Source organism: Pseudomonas sp. BS3782 TE3695, assembly GCF_050435305.1.
In the GTDB taxonomy this organism is placed as follows: Bacteria; Pseudomonadota; Gammaproteobacteria; order Pseudomonadales; family Pseudomonadaceae; genus Aquipseudomonas.
The window spans coordinates 1,500,531-1,524,573 of sequence record NZ_JBNDKB010000001.1 but is presented as its reverse complement, the minus strand read 5'-3'; the positions used below and the strand labels follow the sequence as shown (position 1 = coordinate 1,524,573).

Genomic DNA, 24,043 nt, shown 5'->3' with positions numbered 1-24,043 from the left:
CCCTCGCCACAATTTTACTCAGTGCTTGTTCTATCTCTTAACTGACAGCCGACTCGAGGTCATGGATGGATGCCCTGAAGGGTTTCAAGACAATCGCAGGCGTGGCCCTTTTCATGGTCGCGCTGCAACTGCTCAATGTGGCGACCGGCTACAACCTTATTGCCTTCGGCCTGGTGCCGAGAACACTGCAGGGACTGGTCGGTATCATCACCTCGCCTTTCTTGCACGGGTCCTTTGCCCACCTGAGCACCAACCTGATTGCCTTTTTGATCCTCGGTACTTTGGTCATTGTCGAAGGGCTCAGCCGGTTCATCGCCGTCAGCACCATCATTATTCTGCTGGGCGGTTCGCTGGTCTGGCTGTTCGGGTTTGCAGGCGTGCACATCGGTGCCAGCGGATGGGTATTCGGGCTGTGGGCGTACCTGCTGTCGCGCGCCTGGTTCCAGAGGAGTTGGAGCAATCTGATCACGGCCAGTGTCGTGGTCCTGCTCTATGGCGGCTTGATCTTTGGCTTCCTTCCTCGCCATGGCATGTCCTTCGAAGGGCATATCTTTGGTGCGATCGCCGGATTTATTGCAGCAAAAGTACTGTTATCCACGCCGCGCAGCAGGTTTAATGCCACCCGGTAACCGCACTTGAGCACTCAGACGCCAGAGCGATTACCTCGCCAGGAACGAGCCCCCACGGAGTCAGGGATGTAATGTCGATTTTCCTTTTGCTGCGCACGTACGCCTCGTCCTTCTTCCATCGGTTCGGCTGGGCAGGCCTGGCCATTGCGTTGGGTATACACCTGAGCACGGCCTATCTCGGACTGGTGCTTCTGGGCGAACAACACCTCACCGCTCCCGCCACGTTTACCTATTTCTATCTCACCACCACGCTCACCGTCGGCTATGGCGATCTCGCGCCACAGACATCGGCGGGACGAATTTTCGTGGCCACCTGGGTCATGCTCGGGGGCATTGCGCTGCTGACGGCAGCCATCGGCAAAACCACCAGCAGTGTCATCGATGTATGGAGAAAAGGCATGAAGGGCAAAGGCGATTTCACCGGCAAGGTCGGCCATACCGTTCTCATTGGCTGGGAAGGCGCATCCAGCGAGCGGGTTATTGAATTATTGCTGCAGGACGAAACCTCCAATGACAACCTGATCGTCATTTGCGATTGCGACCTCGAAGAAAATCCCATGCCGGGTAAAGCGGACTTTATCAAGGGCGAAAGCCTGTCCTCTGCCGCGCTGTTGCTGCGAGCCGGTGTCCCCGGTGCCGAACGCGTGCTGGTGCGAACCCATTCAGACGACCTGACACTGGCCACCGTCCTGGCGATCAATCAATTGAGCCCCGTCGGCCATGTGGTCGCCCACTTCAATGAAAGCGAAATCGCCGCCCTTGCCAGCGCCTACGCGCCCAGTCTGGAATGCACCTCGAGCATGGCCATCGAGATGTTGGTACGCGCCTCCCAGGATCCGGGCTCATCCGCGGTCATCAATGAATTGCTGTGCGTGGGTCAAGGCGCCACCCAGTACCTGATGAAACTGCCCGAGACCTTTGAAGCCACGTTCGGCGATCTGTACGCACAGATGAAAGAACAGCACAACGCGACCCTCATTGGCTACCGCGCCAAAGGCGTCCGACAGCCGTGGATCAACCCGCCCGGCGCCACTCGCGTTGAGGGCGGCGAACTCTTCTACATCGCCTCCTCTCGCCTCAAGGAAATCACCAATGGGATGGTTTAAACAGTTGATGGGGCTTGAGGCCCCGAAAGCGAATCCGGAATCGAAATGGACAGCCAGCGAAACCCTGCCCGCCATCGGCCCGCTGGGCCTGGCATTGGGCAAAGGCGTGATGTTCGACACGACCCTGAAACTGTTGCTCGATGGCAACACCGATGTGGTCATCCCCGGCTCCCAACAGATCTGGAGCGCTGGCACTGTTGATCTCGGGCAGTCGACCTGGCTGTCACGCTATTACATGAACGACGAAGACCATTGGCTGCAAGTGCATACCACCGGCGACATCGCCGGCCAGGTCGAGTCGGTGATCCTGTTCAATTACCTCAGCTACATCACCATCAACAGTGAGTCAGAGTTGCGTCGACTGGCCGGTCCTGAAAGCTTGATCGGCCTGCCGAGCTACACCCACAACGGTGTCGAATACACTCGCGAATGGGGCACCGAGAACGGCCAGACAGAACTGGTGGCGCTGAGCGAACACCTGAAAAACCCGGATGAGTCCTACAGCATCGAGCACCGTTCGATGCTGTATGCCCGCGAAACCGGCCTGACCGATCGCCGGGAATTCCTGCTGTTTTCCGTCGAAGAAGACGCCGAAGGCACCATCAGCTTGAGCACTTCGCTGGGCATTTCGTTGTACACCACTGACCTGAACACTTTTTAAAAAGGAAGAAGTCCATGCTCGAAGCGCTCTCCATCTCCCTGAACAAAGCCGCCGTGCTCGGGTTTGTGTTGTACATCCTCGGCGCCACCGTGCTGTTCGCGTTGTTCCAATTCATCTATACCCGAATCACCCCGCACAGAGAGTTCGAACTGATCCGTTCTGGCAACGTTGCGGCCTCGGTTGCACTGGGCGGCGCCATCATCGGTTTCGCCATTCCGGCCAGCAATGTGATCGCCTATTCGATCAGCATTCTGGACTTCGTCGTCTGGGCAGTGATCGCCGCTTTCGTACAACTGCTGGCGTTTCTGGTGACCAGCCTGGTGCTTAAAGGCGCCTCTGAACGGATTAAAAAAGGCGAAATCGCTGCGGGTATCTATGTCGCGGCAGTGGCCATCAGCGTTGGCATGTTGAACGCCGCCTGCATGACCCCTTCCCAGAACTGATTGCGCCACGGAGATCCCGATGAAACGAAGCAAGTACGTTCAGCTCTCGCTGGCCGCGTCGGTCGCCATGGCCATATCAGGCTGCGGGCAAGCGGAAAAAACCTACCCGGTGCAGAAGAAGTACAACTTCCAGTCCGTTCAGCAGTGCGCCGATGAAAAGCTACCGGTAGACGTCTGCTCTGATGCCTACATGAGCGCCATGGCCGAACACCGCCGCATCGCGCCGGTCTACGACAACCAGGCCGATTGCGATGCCGACTTTGTCGCCGACTGGTGCCAACAGGATTCGGCCGGCAAGTTCATCCCCAAGCTGGGTGGTTTCGAGCTGACTGCCGATGGCGAGGTAACACAATCCCAAGTGGACGCAGCCAAGGCTCAATTACCCGCCTCGGAAGCGAACAGTGGAGGTTCCGGGTTCTCCGGCACCAGCCTGCTGACCGGCCTGCTGATCGGCAACATGCTGAGCAGCAACCGCAACAGCTATTACTCCCAGCCGGTCTACCGCTACCGCGATGATCGCGGCAACTACGGCTCCTCAACGCTTGGTCAACGGATTGCGAAAGGCTCGACCTTTACCAAGTCCAATCAGGCGAGGTACGGCAGCAGCTACACCGACTCGATCCGCGCCTCCGCCAGCAAGCCGATGTCCGTTGCCTCGTCCACGTCTCGTGGCGGTTTCGGCAGCAAGGCCAGCGCCCGCAGCGGTTGGGGCGGTTCGAGCAGCGCTGGCCGATCGAGCAGTTAAGGAACGAGCACCATGAAGAAGATCCTCTGCGCAGAGCGTCATGACTGGAAACAGACCGCCGAAAATCTCGGCTTTCTGTTCCATACCATCGACGACGAACCCTATTGGGACGAGGGCGCGTATTACCAGTTCACGCTCAAACAGATTGAAAACGATCTCGAAGACCCGACCACCGAGATTCATGAGATGTGCATGGACCTGGTGGCCCGCGTGGTGCAGAGCGAGGAATTGCTGGAGCGCCTGAGCATTCCCGCGCCATTCTTCGACTTGGTTCGCACGTCATGGCTCGAAGGTCACCCGCATCTGTATGGGCGCATGGATTTCTCCTATAACGGCAGCGGACCCGCCAAGCTGCTGGAACTCAACTACGACACGCCGACCAGCCTGTATGAAGCGGCGGCGTTTCAGTGGGGCTGGCTGGAGCAATGCATCGAACGCGGCTTGCTGCCCAAACATGCCGACCAGTTCAACAGCATCGACACCAAGCTGCATCAGGCCTTCGCCCAGCTGCAGCTCAAGCAGCCCTTCTACTTCGCCTCGATGAAAGACTCGGTCGAAGACAAAGGCACCACCGACTACTTGCGCCTGATCGCGGAAAAGGTCGGCATCGAATCACGACACATCGATATCGAAGACATCGGCCTCACCCATGAAGGACGTTTCGTCGACTTGGAAGATCGCTGGATTCCTCACCTGTTCAAGCTGCATGCCTGGGAGTTCATCTTCCATGAGCCATTTGGTGCAGCGATTGCCCAGAGCGACACCCAGTTTTTCGAGCCGGCCTGGAAATCCATTATTTCCAACAAAGGCATCTTGCCGCTGCTGTGGGAGTTCAATAAAGGTCACCCGAACCTGCTGGCGGCGCACCTGGATACCGACCCAGGCAAAGCGGTGCCCAAAGGCTGGGTGCGCAAACCGTTCTTCTCCCGGGAAGGCGCCAACATCGAGCTGCAAACGGCTGACGGTCTGATCGTAAAAGAGGACGGGCCCTACACCGACGCGCCGTTTATCCTTCAGGAGTTCGCTCCACTGCCGAAGTTTGGCGACAGCTTTACGCTGATTGGCTCTTGGGTCATCGGCGATCAGGCGGCCGGTATTGGCGTGCGCGAAGACAACAGTTTGATCACCAAGGATTCGAGCCGGTTCTTGCCGCACCTGATACTCGACTGACCCATCCATCGCCGAGGGTGGACATAAGCAAGATGCCCACAAGACTTACGGCTGAAATACCGGATAATGGCGGCCATTCGTTTAGCCGTTATTCTGGTAATCCCCCATGGAAATCAAGGTCAACTTTCTCGACAACCTTCGACTTGAAGCCAAGTTCGATGACTTCACGGTGGTGGCCGATCAACCTATTCGCTACAAGGGCGATGGTTCGGCACCGGGTCCGTTCGATTACTTCCTGGCTTCGTCAGCGTTGTGTGCAGCTTATTTCGTGAAGTTGTACTGCGACACGCGCAGTATTCCCACGGATAACATCCGCCTGTCGCAGAACAACATTGTCGATCCGGAAAACCGCTACAACCAGATTTTCAAGATCCAGGTCGAGTTGCCGGCGGACATCTGCGACAAGGATCGCCAGGGCATCCTGCGTTCCATCGACCGTTGCACCGTGAAAAAAGTGGTGCAAGCCGGGCCTGAGTTTGTGATCGAAGAAGTCGAAAACCTCGACGCCGATGCCCAGGCGTTGCTAATGCCTGCGTCCCGTTCGGAGGCGAGCACTTATATCGCGGGCAAGGATCTGCCGCTGGAGCAAACCATCGCCAATATGTCGGCCCTTCTGGCGGACCTGGGCATGAAGATTGAAATCGCCTCGTGGCGCAATATCGTGCCCAATGTGTGGTCGCTGCACATCCGCGATGCGCACTCGCCGCTGTGCTTTACCAACGGCAAGGGTGCGACCAAGGAAGGCGCGTTGGCCTCGGCGCTGGGCGAATTTATCGAGCGACTCAACTGCAACTTTTTCTACAACGACCAGTTCTGGGGCGAAGACATCGCCAACGCAGCGTTTGTGCACTACCCGGACGAACGCTGGTTCAAGCCTGGTCGTAAAGATGAGCTACCCACCGAGATTCTCGACGAGTACTGCCTGAAGATTTACAACCGCGACGGCGAGTTGCGTGGCTCCCATTTGATCGATACCAACTCGGGCAATGAAGAACGCGGCATCTGCTCGCTGCCGTACGTGCGCCAGTCGGACGGCGAGGTGGTGTATTTCCCGTCTAACCTGGTTGAAAACCTGTTCCTGAGCAACGGCATGAGTGCCGGTAACACGCTGGCCGAAGCCCAGGTGCAGTGCCTGTCGGAGATCTTCGAGCGCGCGGTAAAACGCGAAATCATCGAAGGTGAATTTGCCTTGCCGGATGTGCCGGCCGAGGTGCTGGCGAAGTACCCCGGGATACTGGCCGGGATTCAGGCGCTGGAAGCGCAAGGGTTCCCGGTGTTGGTGAAGGATGCGTCCCTGGGCGGTGAGTTCCCGGTGATGTGCGTCACGTTGATGAACCCGCGTACCGGCGGTGTGTTCGCCTCGTTCGGCGCGCATCCGAGCCTGGAAGTGGCGCTGGAACGCAGCCTGACCGAACTGTTGCAGGGCCGCAGCTTCGAAGGCCTCAATGACTTGCCCCAGCCGACGTTTGAAGGGCATGCGGTGACCGAACCGAATAACTTCGTCGAGCACTTTATCGACTCCAGCGGCGTGGTGTCGTGGCGCTTCTTCAGTGCCAAATCGGATTATGAATTCGTGGAGTGGGACTTCTCTGGCCAAGGCGAAAACTCGAATGCCGAGGAAGCCGCGACCTTGTTCGGCATTCTCGAAGGCATGGGCAAGGAAGTGTACATGGCGGTCTACGAGCATATCGGCGCGAAGGCGTGCCGCATCCTGGTGCCGAACTATTCGGAAATCTATCCCGCAGACGATCTGATCTGGGATAACACCAACAAAGCGCTGTTCTTCCGCACCGACATCCTGAACCTGCATCGCCTGGACGATGAAGAACTGCAAGCGCTGGTTGAGCGTCTGGTAGAAAGCGAGCTGGACGACTACACCGACATCACCACCTTGATCGGCATCGAATTTGACGACAATACCGCGTGGGGTCAGCTGACGATCCTGGAGCTGAAGCTGCTGATTTATCTCGCCTTGCAGAAATTCGAAGAGGCGAAAGAGGCGGTGGAAATGTTCCTGCAGTACAACGACAACACGGTTGAGCGTGGCTTGTTCTACCAGGCCGTCAATGTGGTGCTGGAGATGAAGCTGGACGAGGACCTGGAACTGGAAGACTACGAGGCCAATTTCCGCCGGATGTTTGGCAATGAGCGCACAGATGCCGCAATCGGATCGGTGGACGGCAGCGTGCGCTTCCATGGCTTGACGCCGACCAGCATGAAACTGGAGGGGCTCGACAGGCACCTGCGGTTGATCGACAGCTACAAGAAACTGCACTCGGCACGGGCCAATGTGACTGCTGTATTCAGTTAACAGCGCCCACAAAAAAGCGAAGCCAGATTACTGGCTTCGCTTTTTTGTTACTTACTGTTTTTAGAACGGAATATCGTCATCAAAGCTGTCGAAATCCGGAGCCGGCTGCTGTGCGGCCTGCTGCTGTGGAGCCGGACGCGACTGTTGCGGTGCCGACTGCGGACGCGGAGCCTGTTGGCGTGGAGCCGGGGCGGACTGCTGGTAGTTATTGCCCCCGCCTTGTTGATCGCCCTGCTGTGGACGGCCGCCCAGCAATTGCATGGTGCCTTGCATGTCGACCACGATTTCAGTGGTGTAACGCTTGATACCGTCTTTTTCCCACTCGCGGGTCTGCAGCTTGCCTTCGATGTACACCTGCGAACCTTTACGCAGGTATTCGCCGGCAATTTCAGCAACCTTGCCGAACATCGAAACACGGTGCCATTCGGTCTTCTCGACCTTCTGACCGGTTTGCTTGTCGGTCCACTGTTCGCTGGTCGCCAGACTCAGGTTGGTCACGGCGTTACCGTTAGGCAAGTAGCGAACTTCGGGATCCTGGCCGCAAGTGCCGACCAATATGACTTTGTTAACCCCACGGGCCATAACGTTCTCCTAGGCTACGCACGCTGCCCCGGCCGGGTTGTTCACCAGGCGCTCAAGGGTGGTGCGATCCAATAGTTCTGTGTCCAGTTTGATGTAAATCGCCGCTTCATCTTCGACGATCACTGCATCTGTTACCCCTACGACGGCCTTCAGGCGCTCGACCAGACCCGCTTCGCGGATCGCCTCGGGCGACAACGGCAAGCGCAGGCTCGTCACGTAAGGTGGTTCGCGCATGGTAACAGCAAAGGCCAGCCAGAGGGCAGCCAGGCCGGCGCATCCGAGGAAGACAACCGACAAACCGCCGTGCTGGAACATCCAGCCGCCGAGGATCCCGCCCAGTGCCGAACCGAGGAACTGACTGGTGGAATAAACCCCCATTGCCGTGCCTTTGCCGCCTGCCGGTGAAACCTTGCTGATCAGCGATGGCAAGGAGGCTTCCAGCAGATTGAACGCGGTAAAGAACACCACCGTACCGATCACCAGCGCCCGCAAGCTATCGCCGAACTGCCAGAAGAATAGCTCAGTGAGCATCAGCGTCACGACGGCGCCGAGCAAAACTCGTTTCATTTTGCGTCGCTTCTCGCCGTAGATAATGAACGGGATCATGGCGAAGAAGGAAATCAGCAGCGCGGTCAGGTACACCCACCAATGCTGCTCCTTGGGCAGTCCGGCTTTTTCGACCAAGGCCAGGGGCAATGCCACGAAGCTCGACATCAACATCGCGTGCAACACAAAAATACCCAGGTCCAGACGCAGCAGGTCGGGATGCTTGAGTGTCGGTATCAGCGCCTGGCGCGCGACGCCTGATTCACGGTGCTGCAACGGCCCGGTTGCGCGCGGCACCATGAACATCACGATGACGATACCGACCAGCGCCATGCCGCCGGTGGCGAAGAACAATCCGGACAGGCCAAAAACACGGGTCAGCAATGGTCCTGCAACCATGGCGACAGCGAATGACAGACCAATCGTCATGCCGATCATGGCCATCGCTTTGGTCCGATGCTGCTCCCGGGTCAGGTCTGACAGTAACGCCATGACCGCCGCGGAAATCGCCCCGGCACCTTGCAGGATTCGTCCGGCGATAACGCCCCAGATCGAATCGGCATTGGCCGCCAGCACACTCCCCAGGGCGAAGATGATCAGGCCCAGGTAAATCACCGGACGACGACCGATGCGGTCGGAAATGAAGCCGAAAGGAATCTGAAAGATCGCCTGAGTCAGGCCGTAAGCGCCAATCGCCAACCCGATGAGGGCCGGGGTCGCTCCTGCCAGGTCCATCCCATAGGTCGCCAGAACCGGCAACACCATGAACATGCCAAGCATACGGAAGGCGAACACCAGGGCCAGACCGCTTGCTGCGCGGGTCTCACTGCCACTCATGCGTTCGCTGTGGGGATCGTGCATGGAAAAACCTCATGTGAACCGGCGGCGATTCTACCAGTCCCATCGATTGACGGGGTATATCGCGACGCTATGACGCGTACAGATGACACAGTCTTCATCCAACGCTGCGCGCCCCGCATTTGATAGTGTGCATCCATCCAGTATTTGGCCGTATACTCCTACGTTTTCGACGCCCGCCGAGCGAGGCCACTTTGGACAAGATCCTGATTCGTGGGGCCCGAACCCACAACCTGAAGAACATCGACCTGACCCTGCCACGGGACAAACTGATCGTTATCACCGGCCTGTCTGGATCCGGCAAGTCGTCCCTGGCCTTCGACACGCTGTACGCCGAAGGCCAGCGTCGTTACGTCGAATCACTGTCGGCCTACGCCCGGCAGTTCCTGTCGATGATGGAAAAACCTGACGTCGACACCATCGAAGGTCTGTCGCCAGCGATCTCTATCGAACAGAAGTCGACCTCGCACAACCCGCGCTCGACGGTTGGCACCATTACCGAAATCTACGACTACCTGCGCTTGCTCTACGCTCGCGTTGGTATTCCGCGCTGCCCGGACCACGACATTCCGCTGGAAGCCCAGACCGTCAGCCAGATGGTCGACCTGGTGCTGGCCCAACCGGAGGGCAGCAAACTGATGCTGCTGGCCCCGGTGATCCGTGAGCGCAAAGGCGAACATCTTTCGGTCTTCGAAGAACTGCGCGCCCAGGGTTTTGTGCGGGCCCGGGTCAACGGCAGGCTTTGTGAGCTGGACGAGCTGCCGAAGCTGGATAAACAGAAGAAGCATTCGATCGACGTCGTGGTCGACCGCTTCAAGGTCCGCGCCGATCTGCAACAGCGCCTGGCCGAATCATTCGAGACCGCGCTGAAACTGGCGGACGGTATTGCGCTGGTGGCGCCAATGGACGACGAGCCCGGCGAAGAAATCATCTTCTCCGCGCGCTTCGCCTGCCCGATCTGCGGCCACGCCATCAGCGAGCTGGAACCCAAGCTGTTTTCCTTCAACAACCCGGCCGGCGCCTGCCCGACCTGCGATGGTCTGGGGGTGAAACAGTTCTTCGACACCAAACGATTGGTGAACGGTGAGCTGACCCTGGCCGAAGGCGCCATTCGCGGCTGGGACCGGCGCAATGTCTATTACTTCCAGATGCTCGGCTCGCTGGCCTCGCACTACAAGTTCAGCCTTGAAGTGCCGTTCAACGATTTGCCGGCCGATCAGCAGAAATTCATCCTGCATGGCAGTGGCTCGCAGAACGTCGACTTCAAGTACCTGAACGACCGCGGCGACATCGTCAAACGTTCGCATCCGTTCGAAGGCATCGTGCCGAATCTGGAACGCCGCTACCGCGAAACCGAATCGGCTTCGGTCCGTGAAGAACTCGCCAAATTCCTCAGCACCCAGCCCTGCCCGGATTGCCGCGGCACTCGTCTGCGTCGCGAGGCGCGGCACGTGTGGGTTGGCGAGAAGACCTTGCCGGCGGTGACCAATCTGCCGATTGGCGACGCCTGCGAATATTTCGGCGTACTGAAACTGACCGGTCGCCGTGGCGAGATCGCCGACAAGATTCTCAAGGAAATCCGCGAGCGACTGCAGTTTCTGGTCAATGTTGGCCTGGATTATCTGTCACTGGATCGCAGTGCCGACACACTATCCGGCGGTGAGGCCCAGCGGATTCGCTTGGCCAGTCAGATTGGCGCCGGTCTGGTGGGGGTTCTGTATATCCTCGATGAGCCGTCGATTGGCCTGCATCAACGGGACAATGATCGGTTGCTGGGTACCCTCAAACACCTGCGGGATATTGGCAACACCGTGATCGTGGTCGAGCATGACGAAGACGCGATTCGTCTGGCCGATTATGTGGTGGATATCGGCCCGGGCGCGGGTGTGCACGGTGGGCATATCGTCGCCGAAGGTACGCCGGCCGAAGTCATGGCTCACCCTGATTCGCTGACCGGCAAGTACTTGTCGGGGCGAGTAAAGATCGCAGTGCCAGCCAAACGCACGCCGCGTAACAAGAAGTTGTCGCTAGCTCTCAAGGGCGCTCGCGGCAACAATTTGCGCAATGTCGATCTGGAGATTCCGATCGGCCTGTTGACCTGCGTGACGGGTGTTTCCGGTTCGGGCAAATCGACGCTGATCAACAACACACTGTTTCCTTTGAGCGCTACGGCACTCAATGGGGCAACGACACTGGAAGCGGCTGCTCACGACAGCATTAAAGGCCTGGAACATCTGGACAAGGTTGTGGACATCGACCAGAGCCCGATCGGTCGCACACCGCGCTCCAACCCCGCGACCTATACCGGGCTGTTCACGCCGATTCGCGAGTTATTCGCCGGCGTGCCGGAATCGCGCTCCCGCGGTTACGGGCCGGGGCGTTTCTCCTTCAACGTGAAGGGCGGACGCTGCGAAGCCTGTCAGGGCGATGGCCTGATCAAGGTGGAAATGCACTTCCTGCCGGACATCTATGTCCCGTGCGACGTCTGCAAGAGCAAGCGCTACAACCGCGAGACGCTGGAGATCAAGTACAAGGGCAAGAGCATCCACGAAACCCTCGAGATGACCATCGAGGAAGCCCGAGTATTCTTCGATGCCGTTCCAGCTTTGGCGCGCAAGCTTCAGACGCTGATGGACGTAGGCCTTTCGTACATCAAGCTGGGGCAATCGGCGACGACGCTGTCGGGCGGTGAAGCCCAGCGGGTGAAACTGTCTCGCGAGCTGTCCAAGCGTGATACCGGCAAGACCCTGTACATCCTCGATGAGCCGACTACCGGCCTGCACTTTGCGGATATCCAGCAACTGCTCGACGTACTGCATCGTCTGCGCGACCACGGCAATACCGTGGTGGTGATCGAGCACAACCTGGACGTGATCAAGACGGCCGACTGGTTGGTGGACCTGGGGCCGGAAGGTGGTTCCAAGGGTGGGCAGATCATTGCCGTCGGTACGCCTGAAGAAGTGTCCGAGATGAAGCAGTCGCATACCGGCTTCTACCTCAAGCCACTGCTGGAGCGTGATCGGGCCTGAATCCGGTGCTAAACAAAAAAGCCCCTGTCACTTGCTCAGTGACAGGGGCTTTTTTCGTATCGGTGCAATCAGGCGTGGGATTGCAGGTAGTTCTCGAGACCGATCAACTTGATCAGGCCCATCTGCTTTTCAAGCCAGTAGGTGTGGTCTTCTTCAGTATCATGCAATTGAACCCGCAGCATCTCGCGGCTGACATAGTCCTTGTGCTGCTCGCAGAGTTCAATGCCCTTGCAGAGCGCGGCGCGGACTTTGTATTCCAGGCGCAGGTCAGCGGCGAGCATGTCCGGCACAGTGGTGCCCACATCAAGGTCGTCCGGACGCATGCGAGGCGTGCCTTCGAGCATCAGAATACGACGCATCAGAGCATCAGCGTGCCCGGCTTCTTCTTCCATCTCGTGGTTGATACGTTCGTAGAGCTTGGTGAAACCCCAGTCCTCATACATCCGCGAATGGACGAAATATTGATCACGGGCTGCCAGTTCGCCTGTCAGCAACGTGTTGAGGTAATCGATTACGTCTGGGTGACCTTGCATCGCCCTACATCTCCCTGCTTGAAAGTCTGTAGTTTGAACCAACCTGACCGGAAGGTCACTCGCCCGACGCTATAAAAGCGAAGATATTCTTAGAAAAGCAGCTTAAATAACGCAAAAACCGCCCAAATGAGGGCGGTTCTGCTTATCGTTTAGACTTAGTTAAGCTGTACGTTGAGCGCCTTTGCGATTGCTTCTCCATACGCCGGGTCAGCCTTGAAGAAATGCTGCAGCTGGCGATCAACCACATCGCTGGAAACACCAGCCATTGCGCCGGCAATGTTATTGATCAGCAGAGTTTTCTGCTCATCGCTCATCAGGCGGAACAGCGCGCCAGCGTGGCTGTAGTAGTCGGTATCTTCGCGATGATCGTAACGATCAGCCGCGCCACTCAAGGCCAAAGCCGGTTCCGCGTAGCGCGGTGCCTGTTTCGGTGATTCTACGTAACTGTTCGGCTCGTAGTTCGGCGTTGCGCCACCATTGGCGCCGAACGCCATGGAGCCGTCGCGCTGGTAAGTGTTGACCGGGCTGCGAGACGCATTCACCGGCAGTTGCTGATGATTGGTGCCAACACGGTAGCGGTGAGCGTCAGCGTAGGCAAATACGCGACCTTGCAACATGCGGTCAGGCGACAGACCGACACCCGGAACCATATTGCTCGGACCGAACGCCGCCTGCTCGACTTCAGCGAAGTAGTTCAGCGGATTGCGGTTCAGTTCAAGTTCACCCACTTCGATCAATGGAAACTCTTTCTGCGACCAGGTCTTGGTCACGTCAAACGGGTTTTCATAGTGCGCCTCGGCTTGGGCCTCGGTCATGATCTGGATATTGACAGTCCATTTCGGGAAATCACCGCGCTCAATCGCGCCGAACAGGTCACGCTGAGCGTAATCCGGATCAGTACCCGCCAGGCGCGCTGCTTCTGCCGGAGCGAGGTTCTTGATCCCTTGCCTGGTTTTGTAGTGCCACTTCACCCAGTGACGCTCGCCACTGGCGTTGATTAGGCTGTAGGTGTGGCTGCCGAAGCCATGCATGTGGCGATAGCCGTCAGGGATGCCGCGGTCCGAGAACAAAATGGTGATCTGGTGCAATGCCTCAGGCGAGTGCGACCAGAAATCCCACATCATCTGCGCGCTTTTCAGGTTGCTTTGCGGCAGGCGTTTCTGGGTATGGATGAAGTCAGGGAATTTCAGCGGATCACGAATGAAGAACACCGGTGTGTTGTTACCGACGATGTCCCAGTTGCCTTCTTCTGTGTAGAACTTCAGGGCAAAACCACGTGGATCACGCTCTGTGTCGGCCGAACCGCGTTCGCCGCCTACAGTGGAGAATCGCAAGAATGTTGGAGTTTGTTTGCCGACGGACTCAAACAGCTTGGCACTGGTGTACTGGGTGATATCGCGAGTCACGGTGAACGTACCATAAGCGCCCGAACCTTTGGCATGTACACGACGCTCAGGAATGTTTTCACGATTGAAGTGCGCAAGCTTCTCGATCAGGTGGAAATCGTCGAGCAGCAAAGGGCCACGTGGGCCGGCGGAGCGGGAATTCTGGTTGTCGGCGACAGGAGCGCCACTGGCGGTCGTAAGCGTTTTGTTTTGGCTCATGCGATCTCATCCTCTGTCAATTTTTGAGCTGCCGGCTAATCGGCGTGGGAGGGAGTATTGACCATCAACATGACACCTACAAATTCATTAATTTGTAGACATCAATAGAAAAAAACTACCAACTATCCCGCTCATATATTGAAGGCATGAACTGCCAGGAAGCTTGTACAAACAGCGCGTTTTCTTACACGCACAAAAAACCGGGCACTAGGCCCGGTTCCTTGTTTCAGACTGACGTCTTACTCAGCGGATACAGCTTCACCGCCGACAGGACGATCAACCAACTCGACGTACGCCATAGGCGCGTTGTCGCCAGCGCGGAAACCGCACTTGAGGATGCGCAGGTAGCCACCCTCACGGGTAGCGTAACGCTTGCCCAGGTCGTTGAAGAGCTTACCAACGATAGCTTTCGAACGAGTACGGTCGAAAGCCAGACGGCGGTTAGCCAGACTGTCTGTCTTGGCCAAAGTGATCAGCGGCTCAGCAACGCGACGCAGTTCTTTGGCTTTTGGCAGTGTAGTTTTGATCAGCTCGTGCTCGAACAGCGACACCGCCATGTTTTGAAACATGGCCTTGCGGTGCGAGCTGGTGCGGCTCAGGTGACGACCACTTTTACGATGACGCATGGTTCATTCCTTACCAAACACAACGTTCGGTGATTACGACGATCAGGCAGTCGCCTTGTCGTCCTTCTTAAGACTTGCAGGCGGCCAGTTGTCGAGGCGCATGCCGAGGGACAGACCGCGGGAGGCCAGAACGTCCTTGATTTCAGTCAAGGATTTCTTGCCAAGGTTCGGAGTCTTCAACAGCTCTACTTCGGTGCGCTGAATCAGGTCGCCGATGTAGTAGATGTTTTCCGCCTTAAGGCAGTTAGCCGAACGTACAGTCAGTTCCAGATCGTCAACCGGGCGAAGCAGGATCGGATCGATCTCGTCTTCCTGCTCGACAACCACTGGCTCACTGTCACCTTTGAGATCGACGAACGCAGCCAACTGCTGTTGCAGGATGGTTGCAGCACGGCGGATAGCCTCTTCAGGATCCAGGGTACCGTTGGTTTCCAGATCAATAACCAGCTTGTCCAGGTTAGTACGCTGTTCGACACGGGCGTTTTCCACCACGTAAGCGATACGGCGAACCGGGCTGAACGAAGAGTCAAGCTGCAAGCGACCGATGCTGCGGCTTTCGTCTTCATCGCTCTGACGCGAGTCTGCCGGTTCATAACCACGACCACGAGCTACGGTGAGCTTCATGTTCAGGGCGCCGTTAGACGCCAGGTTAGCGATTACGTGATCGGGGTTAACGATCTCGACATCATGATCCAGCTGAATATCGGCAGCGGTAACCACCCCCGAACCCTTCTTCGACAAGGTCAGCGTAACTTCGTCTCGACCGTGCAGCTTGATAGCCAGACCTTTAAGGTTCAACAGGATTTCAATTACGTCTTCCTGTACACCTTCGATGGCGCTGTACTCATGGAGCACACCGTCAATCTCGGCCTCGACTACTGCACAGCCGGGCATTGAGGACAACAGGATGCGGCGCAGCGCGTTGCCCAGGGTGTGGCCAAAACCACGCTCGAGAGGCTCGAGAGTGATCTTGGCGCGGGTTGGACTGACAACCTGCACATCAATATGGCGGGGTGTCAGGAACTCATTTACCGAAATCTGCATGGATGCACCTATTTTCTAGCCCTTACTTGGAGTAGAGCTCGACAATCAGGCTTTCGTTGATGTCGGCGGACAGATCACTGCGAGCAGGAACGTTCTTGAAAACGCCCGACTTCTTCTCAGTGTCTACTTCTACCCATTCTACGCGGCCACGTTGGGCACACAGATCGAGAGCTTGGACAATGCGAAGTTGGTTCTTTGCTTTCTCGCGAACTGCGACCACGTCACCAGCACGAACCTGGTAAGACGGAACGTTTACGGTCTGACCGTTAACGCTGATCGACTTGTGCGATACCAGCTGACGGGATTCGGCACGAGTAGAGCCAAAACCCATACGGTATACAACGTTGTCCAGACGGCATTCGAGCAGCTGCAACAGGTTTTCGCCAGTTGCGCCTTTCTTGCCAGCAGCTTCTTTGTAGTAGCCGCTGAATTGACGCTCGAGAACGCCGTAGATACGACGGACCTTCTGCTTTTCACGCAGTTGGGTGCCGTAATCGGACTGGCGACCGCGGCGTTGGCCGTGGATGCCAGGTGCTGCTTCAATGTTGCACTTCGATTCGATCGCGCGCACGCCGCTCTTCAGAAAGAGATCGGTGCCTTCGCGACGAGCGAGTTTGCATTTTGGACCAATGTAACGAGCCATTCTTTACAATCTCCTGGATTACACGCGGCGCTTCTTCGGCGGACGGCACCCGTTGTGCGGGATTGGCGTCACGTCGGTGATGCTGGCGATCTTGTAGCCACAGCCGTTCAAAGCGCGGACTGCGGATTCACGACCTGGGCCTGGACCTTTGACATTGACGTCGAGGTTTTTCAGACCGTATTCCAGCGCAGCTTGACCAGCACGTTCAGCAGCTACCTGAGCAGCGAACGGGGTGGACTTGCGGGAACCGCGGAAACCCGAACCACCGGAGGTAGCCCAGGAAAGAGCGTTGCCTTGACGGTCGGTGATGGTCACGATTGTGTTGTTAAAAGAAGCATGGATGTGGGCGATGCCATCAACCACTGTCTTTTTAACTTTTTTACGAGGACGAGCAGCAGGTTTAGCCATGATTAATTTCCTGTCGATTCGCTGGGGCGATTACTTGCGGATCGGCTTACGCGGACCTTTACGGGTACGCGCGTTAGTCTTGGTACGCTGACCGCGCACTGGAAGACCACGACGATGACGCAGACCGCGATAGCAACCGAGGTCCATCAAACGCTTGATTTTCATGTTGATTTCGCGACGCAGGTCACCTTCAGTGGTGAACTTCGCCACTTCGCCACGCAGCTGTTCAATCTGCTCGTCGCTCAGATCTTTGATCTTTGCGGCTGGGTTTACCCCAGTCACTGCACAAATTTTCTGTGCAGTAGTGCGACCAACACCATAGATGTAGGTCAGCGAGATAACAGTATGCTTGTTATCTGGAATGTTAACGCCTGCAATACGGGCCATTCAGTGGGACTCCAATTGACAGCTACCTACGCCCCGGAAGCCAAGAAATAGGGCGCGAGATAATATCGCTGTAATAACAAATAATCAACCCGGCAGCGCACTAGCTGCCGGGCTTGAAGCACAATCACACTCAGCCTTGGCGCTGTTTGTGACGCGGTTCCGCGCTGCAAATTACTCGAACAACACCTTCGCGGCGAATAATCTTGCAGTTACGGCACAGCTTTTTCACCGATGCACGAACTTTCATCACCAACTCCTCGAACCTTATGGGTACTCAGCGCAACATGCCGCTGCCGTAACCCTTCAGGTTGGCTTTCTTCATCAGGGATTCGTACTGGTGCGAAACGAGGTGCGATTGTACTTGGGACATGAAGTCCATCACAACCACGACGACGATCAGCAACGAGGTCCCGCCAAGGTAGAACGGAACGTTTGCCGCAACCACCAGGAACTGGGGCAACAGACACACGGCCGTCATATATAGAGCACCGAACAGGGTCAAACGAGTCAGAACGCCATCAATGTAGCGCGCAGACTGCTCACCTGGACGAATGCCCGGAATAAAGGCACCGGACTTCTTCAGGTTTTCCGCTACGTCTTTCGGATTGAACATCAACGCCGTATAGAAGAAGCAGAAGAAAATAATCCCTGCACTAAACAGCAGAATATTCAACGGCTGACCAGGAGCGATCGACTGCGAGATGTCCTGCAGCCAGCCCATACCTTCAGACTGACCGAACCAGGTACCCAACGAAGCCGGGAACAGCAAAATGCTGCTCGCGAAAATGGCCGGAATAACACCGGCCATGTTCACTTTCAACGGCAAGTGGCTAGTCTGCGCAGCAAAGACCTTACGGCCCTGCTGACGCTTGGCGTAGTGAACAGCAATACGACGCTGACCACGCTCAATGAACACCACGAAACCGATAATCGCTACTGCCAGCAAACCGATGGCAACCAGGGCAAAAATATTGATATCACCCTGACGCGCAGACTCGAAAGACTGCCCGATCGCTCTCGGAAGACCGGCGACGATACCTGCGAAAATCAACATCGAGATACCGTTGCCAACACCACGCTCAGTAATCTGCTCACCCAGCCACATCATGAACATCGCACCAGCCACAAACGTGGATACCGCGACGAAATGGAAGCCAAAGTCACCAGTGAACGCAACGCCCTGCCCTGCCAGACCAATGGACATGCCAATTGCCTGAACGAGAGCGAGGACGACAGTGCCGTAGCGGGTGTACTGAGCGATCTTGCGACGCCCAGCTTCACCTTCCTTCTTCAACTGTTCCAGCTGCGGGCTGACGGCGGTCATCAGTTGCATGATGATCGATGCCGAAATATACGGCATGATCCCCAGCGCAAAGATGCTCATCCGCTCCAGCGCGCCGCCGGAAAACATGTTGAACAAGCTAAGAATGGTCCCCTCATTCTGTCGAAACAGGTCCGCGAGTCGGTCCGGGTTGATACCTGGAACCGGGATGTGTGCGCCTATTCGGTAGACGATAATCGCCAAGAATAGAAAACGCAGACGAGCCCAGAGTTCAGACATACCGCCTTTGCCGAGCGCAGAGAGAGCACCTTGCTTAGCCATTTATTCCTCGAACTTGCCGCCAGCTGCTTCGATAGCCGCACGCGCACCTTTGGTGGCGCCGATTCCCTTTCCGATGGTGACAGCGCGAGTAACTTCGCCGGACAGCATGATTTTCACACGCTGAACGTTGACGTTGATCACGTTGGCATCTTTCAGGGATTGCACGGTGACGATGTCGCCTTCCACTTTAGCCAACTCGGACAAACGCACTTCTGCGCGATCCATGGCTTTCAGAGAAACGAAACCGAACTTCGGCAGGCGACGATGCAGCGGCTGCTGACCGCCTTCAAAGCCTGGAGCAATGGTGCCACCGGAGCGGGAGGACTGACCTTTGTGGCCACGGCCACCGGTCTTGCCCAAACCACTACCGATACCACGGCCCGGACGATGCTTTTCGCGACGGGAACCCGGCGCTGGACTCAGATCATTGAGTTTCATCGATTAACCCTCGACACGCAGCATGTAGTAAGCCTTGTTGATCATCCCGCGATTCTCGGGAGTATCAAGTACTTCTACAGTGTGACCGATGCGACGCAGACCCAGACCCTTAACGCACAGTTTGTGGTTAGGGATGCGGCCGGTCATGCTTTTGATCAGCGTAACTTTAACGGTAGCCATGATCAGAAGATCTCCTTGACGCTTTTGCCACGCTTGGCGGCAATGGATTCAGGAGACTGCATAGCTTTCAAACCTTTGAAAGTGGCGTGAACCACGTTTACCGGGTTAGTCGAGCCGTAGCACTTGGCCAGAACGTTCTGAACGCCAGCAACTTCGAGGACAGCACGCATAGCGCCGCCAGCGATGATACCGGTACCTTCAGAAGCAGGCTGCATGTACACCTTAGAAGCGCCATGGGCGGACTTCATTGCGTACTGCAGAGTGGTGCCGTTCAGATCAACTTGGATCATGTTGCGGCGAGCAGCTTCCATTGCCTTCTGGATCGCAGCAGGCACTTCACGCGACTTGCCACGGCCGAAGCCAACACGCCCTTTACCATCACCAACCACGGTCAACGCGGTGAAAGTGAAGATACGGCCGCCTTTAACGGTTTTGGCTACGCGGTTAACTTGAACCAGCTTCTCGATGTAGCCTTCGTCGCGCTTTTGGTCGTTATTTGACATAACTTAGAACTCCAGCCCAGCTTCACGAGCAGCATCAGCCAGCGCCTTGACGCGGCCGTGGTACTTGAAGCCAGAGCGGTCGAAAGCCACCTGCGAGACGCCAGCGGCTTTAGCACGCGTAGCGACCAGCTGGCCAACCTTAGTGGCCGCGTCGATGTTGCCAGTGGCGCCATCACGCAGTTCTTTATCCAAAGTCGAGGCACTTGCCAGGACTTTGTTGCCGTCGGCCGAAATGACCTGGGCGTAGATGTGCTGCGACGAGCGGAACACGCAGAGACGCACGACTTCGAGTTCGTGCATTTTCAGGCGTGCTTTGCGAGCGCGACGCAGTCGAGTAACTTTTTTGTCGGTCATTTGCTATGCCCTACTTCTTCTTGGCTTCTTTACGACGGACGACTTCGTCCGCGTAGCGCACACCTTTGCCTTTGTACGGCTCTGGTGGACGGAAGTCGCGGATCTCGGCGGCCACTTGACCTACCAGCTGCTTATCGATGCCCTTGATCAGGATGTCGGTCTGGCTAGGAGTCTCAGCGGTGATGCCTTCCGGCAGTTCATAATCCACTGGGTGCGAGAAGCCAAGAGCCAGGTTCAGCACTGTGCCTTTTGCTTGCGCTTTGTAACCAACACCGACCAGCTGGAGCTTGCGCTCGAAGCCTTGGCTTACGCCTTGGACCATGTTGTTAACCAACGCACGAGTGGTACCAGCCATTGCGCGAGTTTGTTGATCGCCATTGCGAGCAGCGAAACGCAGCTCACCAGCTTCTTCAACGATCTCAACGGACGAATGGATGTTCAGTTCGAGAGTACCCTTGGCACCCTTCACCGAAAGCTGTTGGCCTGCGAATTTGACTTCGACACCGGCTGGCAGCTTAACGGGGTTCTTAGCGACGCGTGACATGCTTATCCCCCCTTAGAACACAGTGCAAAGAACTTCGCCGCCGACACCGGCAGCGCGCGCAGCACGATCCGTCATCACACCTTTGTTGGTGGAGACGATAGACACACCGAGACCGCCACGAACTTTTGGCAGATCATCGACGGACTTGTACTGACGCAGGCCTGGACGGCTAACGCGCTTCACTTCCTCGATGACCGGACGGCCTTCGAAGTACTTCAGCTCGATGGACAGCAGTGGTTTGATTTCGCTGCTGATCTGATAACCCGCAATGTAACCTTCGTCCTTCAGGACTTTGGCAACAGCTACCTTCAAAGTAGAAGATGGCATGCTTACGACGGACTTTTCAGCCATCTGGGCATTACGGATTCGAGTTAGCATGTCCGCTAACGGGTCCTGCATACTCATGGGCTAGACGCTCCTAATACACAAAAAATTAGCCTTGCGGCTACTACGTGTCGCCGAGTACATCCGCGCGAAAAAAGCACGGGCTCAGGCGAGCCGGGTATTCTAGACACACCCCACAAATGAATCAAGCCCCAATAGGGGCTTGATTCAAGTTCAAGGTCACCGATGGTCAGGATCTTGCGATCCCGAACACCGAGACTTTGATAGTGCTTACCAGCTGGCTTTAACCAGACCAGGTACGTCACCACGCATAGCAGCTTCACGCAGCTTGTTACGACCGAGGCCGAACTTGCGGTAAACGCCGTGTGGACGACCGGTCAGGCGGCAGCGGTTACGCATGCGCGAAGCGCTTGCGTCACGTGGCTGCTTCTGCAGAGCTACTGTAGCTTCCCAACGTGCTTCTGGACTTGCGTTCAGATCAACGATGATAGCTTTCAGTGCTGCACGCTTTTTGGCGTACTTGGCAACCGTGAGCTGACGCTTCAGCTCGCGGTTTTTCATGCTCATCTTGGCCATTTTCCTACTCCAATCAGTTGCGGAACGGGAATTTGAAAGCGCGCAGCAGAGCGCGACCTTCATCATCGTTCTTGGCAGTGGTGGTCAGGGTAATGTCCAGACCGCGGAGAGCATCGATCTTGTCGTAGTCGATTTCCGGGAAGATGATCTGCTCTTTAACGCCCATGCTGTAGTTACCACGACCATCGAAGGACTTGGCATTCAGGCCGCGGAAGTCGCGAACCCGAGGCAGGGAGATCGACAGCAGACGATCCAGGAATTCATACATACGCTCACGGCGCAGAGTCACTTTGACGCCGATCGGCCAACCTTCACGGACTTTAAAGCCAGCGATGGATTTCCGAGCGTAAGTCACAACGACTTTCTGACCGGTGATCTTTTCCAGATCAGCAACAGCGTGCTCGATGACTTTTTTGTCACCGACCGCTTCGCCCAGACCCATGTTCAGGGTGATTTTGGTAACGCGTGGAACTTCCATCACGTTCGAAAGCTTAAGTTCTTCCTTAAGCTTCGGTGCGATTTCCTTCCAGTAAATCTCTTTTAGTCGTGCCATGGTCTTCTACCTAGCAGTGTTCAAGCATCAACCGCTTTTTGGGTCGACTTGAAGACACGAATTTTCTTGCCGTCTTCTACTTTGAAACCAACGCGATCAGCCTTGTTGGTTTCGCCGTTGAAAATGGCGACGTTAGAAGCGTCCAGTGGAGCTTCTTTTTCGACGATACCGCCTTGTACGCCCGACATCGGGTTAGGCTTGGTATGACGCTTAACCAGGTTCAGACCACCAATAACCAGACGGTTATTAGCGAGAACCTTAAGCACCTTACCGCGCTTACCTTTGTCTTTGCCGGCGATCACGATGATCTCGTCGTCACGACGAATCTTTTGCATGTCGGATCTCCTTACAGCACTTCTGGGGCGAGCGAGACGATCTTCATGAACTTCTCAGTACGAAGTTCACGGGTCACTGGCCCAAAGATACGGGTGCCGATCGGCTCTTGCTTGTTGTTCAGAAGAACAGCAGCGTTGCCATCAAAGCGGATAATGGAGCCATCAGCACGACGTACGCCGTGACGAGTGCGGACTACAACAGCAGTCATCACCTGGCCTTTTTTCACTTTACCGCGAGGAATTGCTTCCTTCACGGTAACTTTGATGATGTCACCGATACCAGCGTAACGACGATGGGAGCCACCCAGCACCTTGATGCACATAACACGGCGAGCGCCAGAGTTATCGGCCACATCGAGCATGGATTGAGTCTGAATCATATAATTTCTCCGACCCCTAGTCCTTAGACTTCCACAGCGCGTTCGAGAACATCAACCAGCGCCCAAGACTTGGTCTTGGCCAAAGGACGAGTTTCACGAATAGTGACTTTGTCGCCGATGTGGCACTGATTGGTTTCGTCGTGCGCGTGCAGCTTAGTCGAACGCTTAACGTATTTACCGTAGATCGGGTGCTTAACGCGACGCTCGATCAGAACGGTGATGGTCTTGTCCATTTTGTCGCTGACAACACGGCCAGTCAGCGTACGGACGGTTTTTTCGGCTTCAGCCATGATTACTTACCTGCCTGCTGTTTGAGCACAGTCTTCACGCGAGCGATGTCACGCTTAACTTGCCGGAGCAGGTGAGACTGCCCCAACTGGCCAGTTGCCTTCTGCATCCGCAGATTGAACTGGTCGCGCAGCAGGCCGAGCAGTTGCTCGTTAAGCTGCGGCGCGTCTTTTTCACGAAGTTCATTCGCTTTCATCACATCACCGTCCGTTTAACAAAAGCGGTGGCGAGCGGCAGCTTTGCAGCAGCCAGGGCAAAAGCCTCACGCGCCAGCTCTTCAGAAACGCCCTCGATTTCATACAGGACTTTGCCTGGCTGAATCTGGGCTACCCAGTACTCCACACTACCCTTACCTTTACCCATCCGAACTTCGAGTGGCTTTTTGGAAATAGGCTTGTCCGGGAATACACGGATCCAGATCTTGCCGCCACGTTTAACGTGACGGGTCAGAGCACGACGCGCTGACTCGATCTGACGAGCGGTGAGACGACCACGAGCTACAGACTTCAGCGCGAACTCGCCGAAGCTGACTTTGCTACCGCGCTGAGCCAGACCACGGTTGTGGCCTGTCATCTGCTTGCGGAACTTCGTACGCTTTGGTTGCAACATTTGGCGTACC

Annotated in this window: 32 protein-coding genes; 8 read left to right on the top strand and 24 right to left on the bottom strand. The window is 56.3% G+C overall.

What is annotated here, in order from left to right; genetic code table 11:
* Positions 1-65: 65 nt before the first annotated feature.
* The 7 genes from ABH909_RS06895 (at position 66) to ABH909_RS06865 (ending at position 7,065) form a co-directional block, all read left to right on the top strand.
* Positions 66-629, top strand: a complete 564-nt coding sequence (locus ABH909_RS06895) for a rhomboid family intramembrane serine protease (RefSeq protein WP_429431480.1) — start codon at positions 66-68, stop codon at positions 627-629.
* 71 nt (positions 630-700) lie between these two features.
* Positions 701-1,735: an ion channel gene (locus tag ABH909_RS06890; RefSeq protein ID WP_429431477.1), complete on the top strand. Its 1,035-nt coding sequence runs from the start codon at positions 701-703 to the stop codon at positions 1,733-1,735.
* The gene (locus ABH909_RS06885) at positions 1,722-2,396 is read left to right on the top strand and encodes a DUF2491 family protein (protein WP_429431474.1); all 675 of its coding nucleotides are present in this window, start codon (positions 1,722-1,724) and stop codon (positions 2,394-2,396) included. Before ABH909_RS06890 ends, ABH909_RS06885 begins: the two co-directional genes overlap by 14 nt.
* 14 nt (positions 2,397-2,410) lie before the next feature.
* Positions 2,411-2,839, top strand: a complete 429-nt coding sequence (locus tag ABH909_RS06880; protein WP_429431471.1) for a DUF350 domain-containing protein — start codon at positions 2,411-2,413, stop codon at positions 2,837-2,839.
* Positions 2,840-2,858: 19 nt separating this feature from the next.
* On the top strand, positions 2,859-3,584 hold the full coding sequence (locus ABH909_RS06875; protein WP_429431469.1) for a DUF1190 domain-containing protein: 726 nt from the start codon (positions 2,859-2,861) through the stop codon (positions 3,582-3,584).
* A 12-nt stretch (positions 3,585-3,596) separates the two neighbouring features.
* The gene (locus tag ABH909_RS06870) at positions 3,597-4,754 is read left to right on the top strand and encodes a glutathionylspermidine synthase family protein (protein WP_429431466.1); all 1,158 of its coding nucleotides are present in this window, start codon (positions 3,597-3,599) and stop codon (positions 4,752-4,754) included.
* Between the two features lie 106 nt (positions 4,755-4,860).
* Positions 4,861-7,065 carry an OsmC domain/YcaO domain-containing protein gene (locus ABH909_RS06865; protein ID WP_429431463.1) on the top strand — a complete coding sequence of 735 codons (2,205 nt, stop codon included), beginning with the start codon at positions 4,861-4,863 and terminating at the stop codon, positions 7,063-7,065.
* 60 nt (positions 7,066-7,125) lie between these two features.
* On the opposite strand, the gene ABH909_RS06860 is transcribed toward ABH909_RS06865, so the two are convergent.
* Together ABH909_RS06860 and ABH909_RS06855 are read right to left on the bottom strand one after the other, a co-directional pair.
* Complete coding sequence (locus tag ABH909_RS06860; RefSeq protein WP_429431461.1) at positions 7,126-7,647, bottom strand: single-stranded DNA-binding protein; 522 nt, start codon at positions 7,645-7,647, stop codon at positions 7,126-7,128.
* Between the two features lie 9 nt (positions 7,648-7,656).
* Positions 7,657-9,054, bottom strand: a complete 1,398-nt coding sequence (locus ABH909_RS06855) for an MFS transporter (protein WP_429431458.1) — start codon at positions 9,052-9,054, stop codon at positions 7,657-7,659.
* A 191-nt stretch (positions 9,055-9,245) separates the two neighbouring features.
* Here ABH909_RS06855 and uvrA point away from each other — a divergent pair, with 191 nt between their 5' ends.
* Positions 9,246-12,080 (top strand): excinuclease ABC subunit UvrA, encoded by a 2,835-nt coding sequence (gene uvrA / locus ABH909_RS06850; RefSeq protein WP_008008903.1) that lies wholly within the window; start codon positions 9,246-9,248, stop codon positions 12,078-12,080.
* Between the two features lie 68 nt (positions 12,081-12,148).
* Here the strand turns inward: uvrA and bfr are convergent, their stop codons facing one another.
* From bfr to rplP, 22 genes are all read right to left on the bottom strand, one after another.
* Positions 12,149-12,613 (bottom strand): bacterioferritin, encoded by a 465-nt coding sequence (gene bfr, locus ABH909_RS06845; RefSeq protein ID WP_007896795.1) that lies wholly within the window; start codon positions 12,611-12,613, stop codon positions 12,149-12,151.
* 155 nt (positions 12,614-12,768) lie between these two features.
* A complete protein-coding gene (locus ABH909_RS06840; RefSeq protein WP_429431455.1) occupies positions 12,769-14,217 on the bottom strand; it encodes a catalase in 1,449 nt (482 codons plus the stop codon).
* Positions 14,218-14,456: 239 nt separating this feature from the next.
* A complete protein-coding gene (gene rplQ / locus ABH909_RS06835; RefSeq protein ID WP_095630588.1) occupies positions 14,457-14,843 on the bottom strand; it encodes a 50S ribosomal protein L17 in 387 nt (128 codons plus the stop codon).
* 42 nt (positions 14,844-14,885) lie between these two features.
* Positions 14,886-15,887 (bottom strand): DNA-directed RNA polymerase subunit alpha, encoded by a 1,002-nt coding sequence (locus ABH909_RS06830; protein WP_003186012.1) that lies wholly within the window; start codon positions 15,885-15,887, stop codon positions 14,886-14,888.
* Between the two features lie 22 nt (positions 15,888-15,909).
* Positions 15,910-16,530, bottom strand: coding sequence for a 30S ribosomal protein S4 (rpsD, locus tag ABH909_RS06825; RefSeq protein ID WP_003176404.1), 621 nt, complete (start codon positions 16,528-16,530; stop codon positions 15,910-15,912).
* An 18-nt stretch (positions 16,531-16,548) separates the two neighbouring features.
* Positions 16,549-16,938 carry a 30S ribosomal protein S11 gene (rpsK, locus tag ABH909_RS06820; protein ID WP_002555466.1) on the bottom strand — a complete coding sequence of 130 codons (390 nt, stop codon included), beginning with the start codon at positions 16,936-16,938 and terminating at the stop codon, positions 16,549-16,551.
* Between the two features lie 30 nt (positions 16,939-16,968).
* The gene (rpsM, locus tag ABH909_RS06815) at positions 16,969-17,325 is read right to left on the bottom strand and encodes a 30S ribosomal protein S13 (RefSeq protein WP_003186020.1); all 357 of its coding nucleotides are present in this window, start codon (positions 17,323-17,325) and stop codon (positions 16,969-16,971) included.
* Between the two features lie 130 nt (positions 17,326-17,455).
* Positions 17,456-17,572, bottom strand: a complete 117-nt coding sequence (gene rpmJ / locus ABH909_RS06810) for a 50S ribosomal protein L36 (protein ID WP_002555468.1) — start codon at positions 17,570-17,572, stop codon at positions 17,456-17,458.
* A gap of 27 nt (positions 17,573-17,599) precedes the next feature.
* Positions 17,600-18,928 carry a preprotein translocase subunit SecY gene (gene secY / locus ABH909_RS06805; protein WP_007896784.1) on the bottom strand — a complete coding sequence of 443 codons (1,329 nt, stop codon included), beginning with the start codon at positions 18,926-18,928 and terminating at the stop codon, positions 17,600-17,602.
* Positions 18,929-19,366, bottom strand: a complete 438-nt coding sequence (rplO, locus tag ABH909_RS06800; protein WP_007896782.1) for a 50S ribosomal protein L15 — start codon at positions 19,364-19,366, stop codon at positions 18,929-18,931. It abuts the gene before it with no gap.
* 3 nt (positions 19,367-19,369) lie between these two features.
* Complete coding sequence (rpmD, locus tag ABH909_RS06795) at positions 19,370-19,546, bottom strand: 50S ribosomal protein L30 (RefSeq protein ID WP_003186033.1); 177 nt, start codon at positions 19,544-19,546, stop codon at positions 19,370-19,372.
* Positions 19,547-19,548: 2 nt separating this feature from the next.
* Positions 19,549-20,049: a 30S ribosomal protein S5 gene (gene rpsE, locus ABH909_RS06790; protein ID WP_003186035.1), complete on the bottom strand. Its 501-nt coding sequence runs from the start codon at positions 20,047-20,049 to the stop codon at positions 19,549-19,551.
* Positions 20,050-20,052: 3 nt separating this feature from the next.
* Positions 20,053-20,403, bottom strand: a complete 351-nt coding sequence (gene rplR, locus ABH909_RS06785) for a 50S ribosomal protein L18 (RefSeq protein ID WP_003186037.1) — start codon at positions 20,401-20,403, stop codon at positions 20,053-20,055.
* A 10-nt stretch (positions 20,404-20,413) separates the two neighbouring features.
* Positions 20,414-20,947 (bottom strand): 50S ribosomal protein L6, encoded by a 534-nt coding sequence (rplF, locus tag ABH909_RS06780; protein WP_003176412.1) that lies wholly within the window; start codon positions 20,945-20,947, stop codon positions 20,414-20,416.
* Positions 20,948-20,959: 12 nt separating this feature from the next.
* The gene (gene rpsH, locus ABH909_RS06775; RefSeq protein ID WP_003186040.1) at positions 20,960-21,352 is read right to left on the bottom strand and encodes a 30S ribosomal protein S8; all 393 of its coding nucleotides are present in this window, start codon (positions 21,350-21,352) and stop codon (positions 20,960-20,962) included.
* A 210-nt stretch (positions 21,353-21,562) separates the two neighbouring features.
* The gene (rpsN, locus tag ABH909_RS06770; protein WP_003176414.1) at positions 21,563-21,868 is read right to left on the bottom strand and encodes a 30S ribosomal protein S14; all 306 of its coding nucleotides are present in this window, start codon (positions 21,866-21,868) and stop codon (positions 21,563-21,565) included.
* A 13-nt stretch (positions 21,869-21,881) separates the two neighbouring features.
* Positions 21,882-22,421, bottom strand: coding sequence for a 50S ribosomal protein L5 (gene rplE, locus ABH909_RS06765; RefSeq protein ID WP_003176415.1), 540 nt, complete (start codon positions 22,419-22,421; stop codon positions 21,882-21,884).
* Between the two features lie 20 nt (positions 22,422-22,441).
* Positions 22,442-22,756, bottom strand: a complete 315-nt coding sequence (gene rplX, locus ABH909_RS06760; RefSeq protein WP_003176416.1) for a 50S ribosomal protein L24 — start codon at positions 22,754-22,756, stop codon at positions 22,442-22,444.
* A gap of 11 nt (positions 22,757-22,767) precedes the next feature.
* Entirely contained in the window at positions 22,768-23,136 is a 369-nt protein-coding gene (gene rplN, locus ABH909_RS06755; protein WP_002555479.1) for a 50S ribosomal protein L14, read from the bottom strand.
* A gap of 23 nt (positions 23,137-23,159) precedes the next feature.
* The gene (gene rpsQ / locus ABH909_RS06750; RefSeq protein WP_003176419.1) at positions 23,160-23,426 is read right to left on the bottom strand and encodes a 30S ribosomal protein S17; all 267 of its coding nucleotides are present in this window, start codon (positions 23,424-23,426) and stop codon (positions 23,160-23,162) included.
* A 2-nt stretch (positions 23,427-23,428) separates the two neighbouring features.
* Entirely contained in the window at positions 23,429-23,620 is a 192-nt protein-coding gene (gene rpmC / locus ABH909_RS06745) for a 50S ribosomal protein L29 (protein WP_008030901.1), read from the bottom strand.
* Positions 23,620-24,033, bottom strand: coding sequence for a 50S ribosomal protein L16 (gene rplP / locus ABH909_RS06740; protein WP_007896757.1), 414 nt, complete (start codon positions 24,031-24,033; stop codon positions 23,620-23,622). The genes rpmC and rplP overlap by 1 nt, the downstream gene beginning before the upstream one ends.
* Positions 24,034-24,043 lie beyond the last annotated feature (10 nt).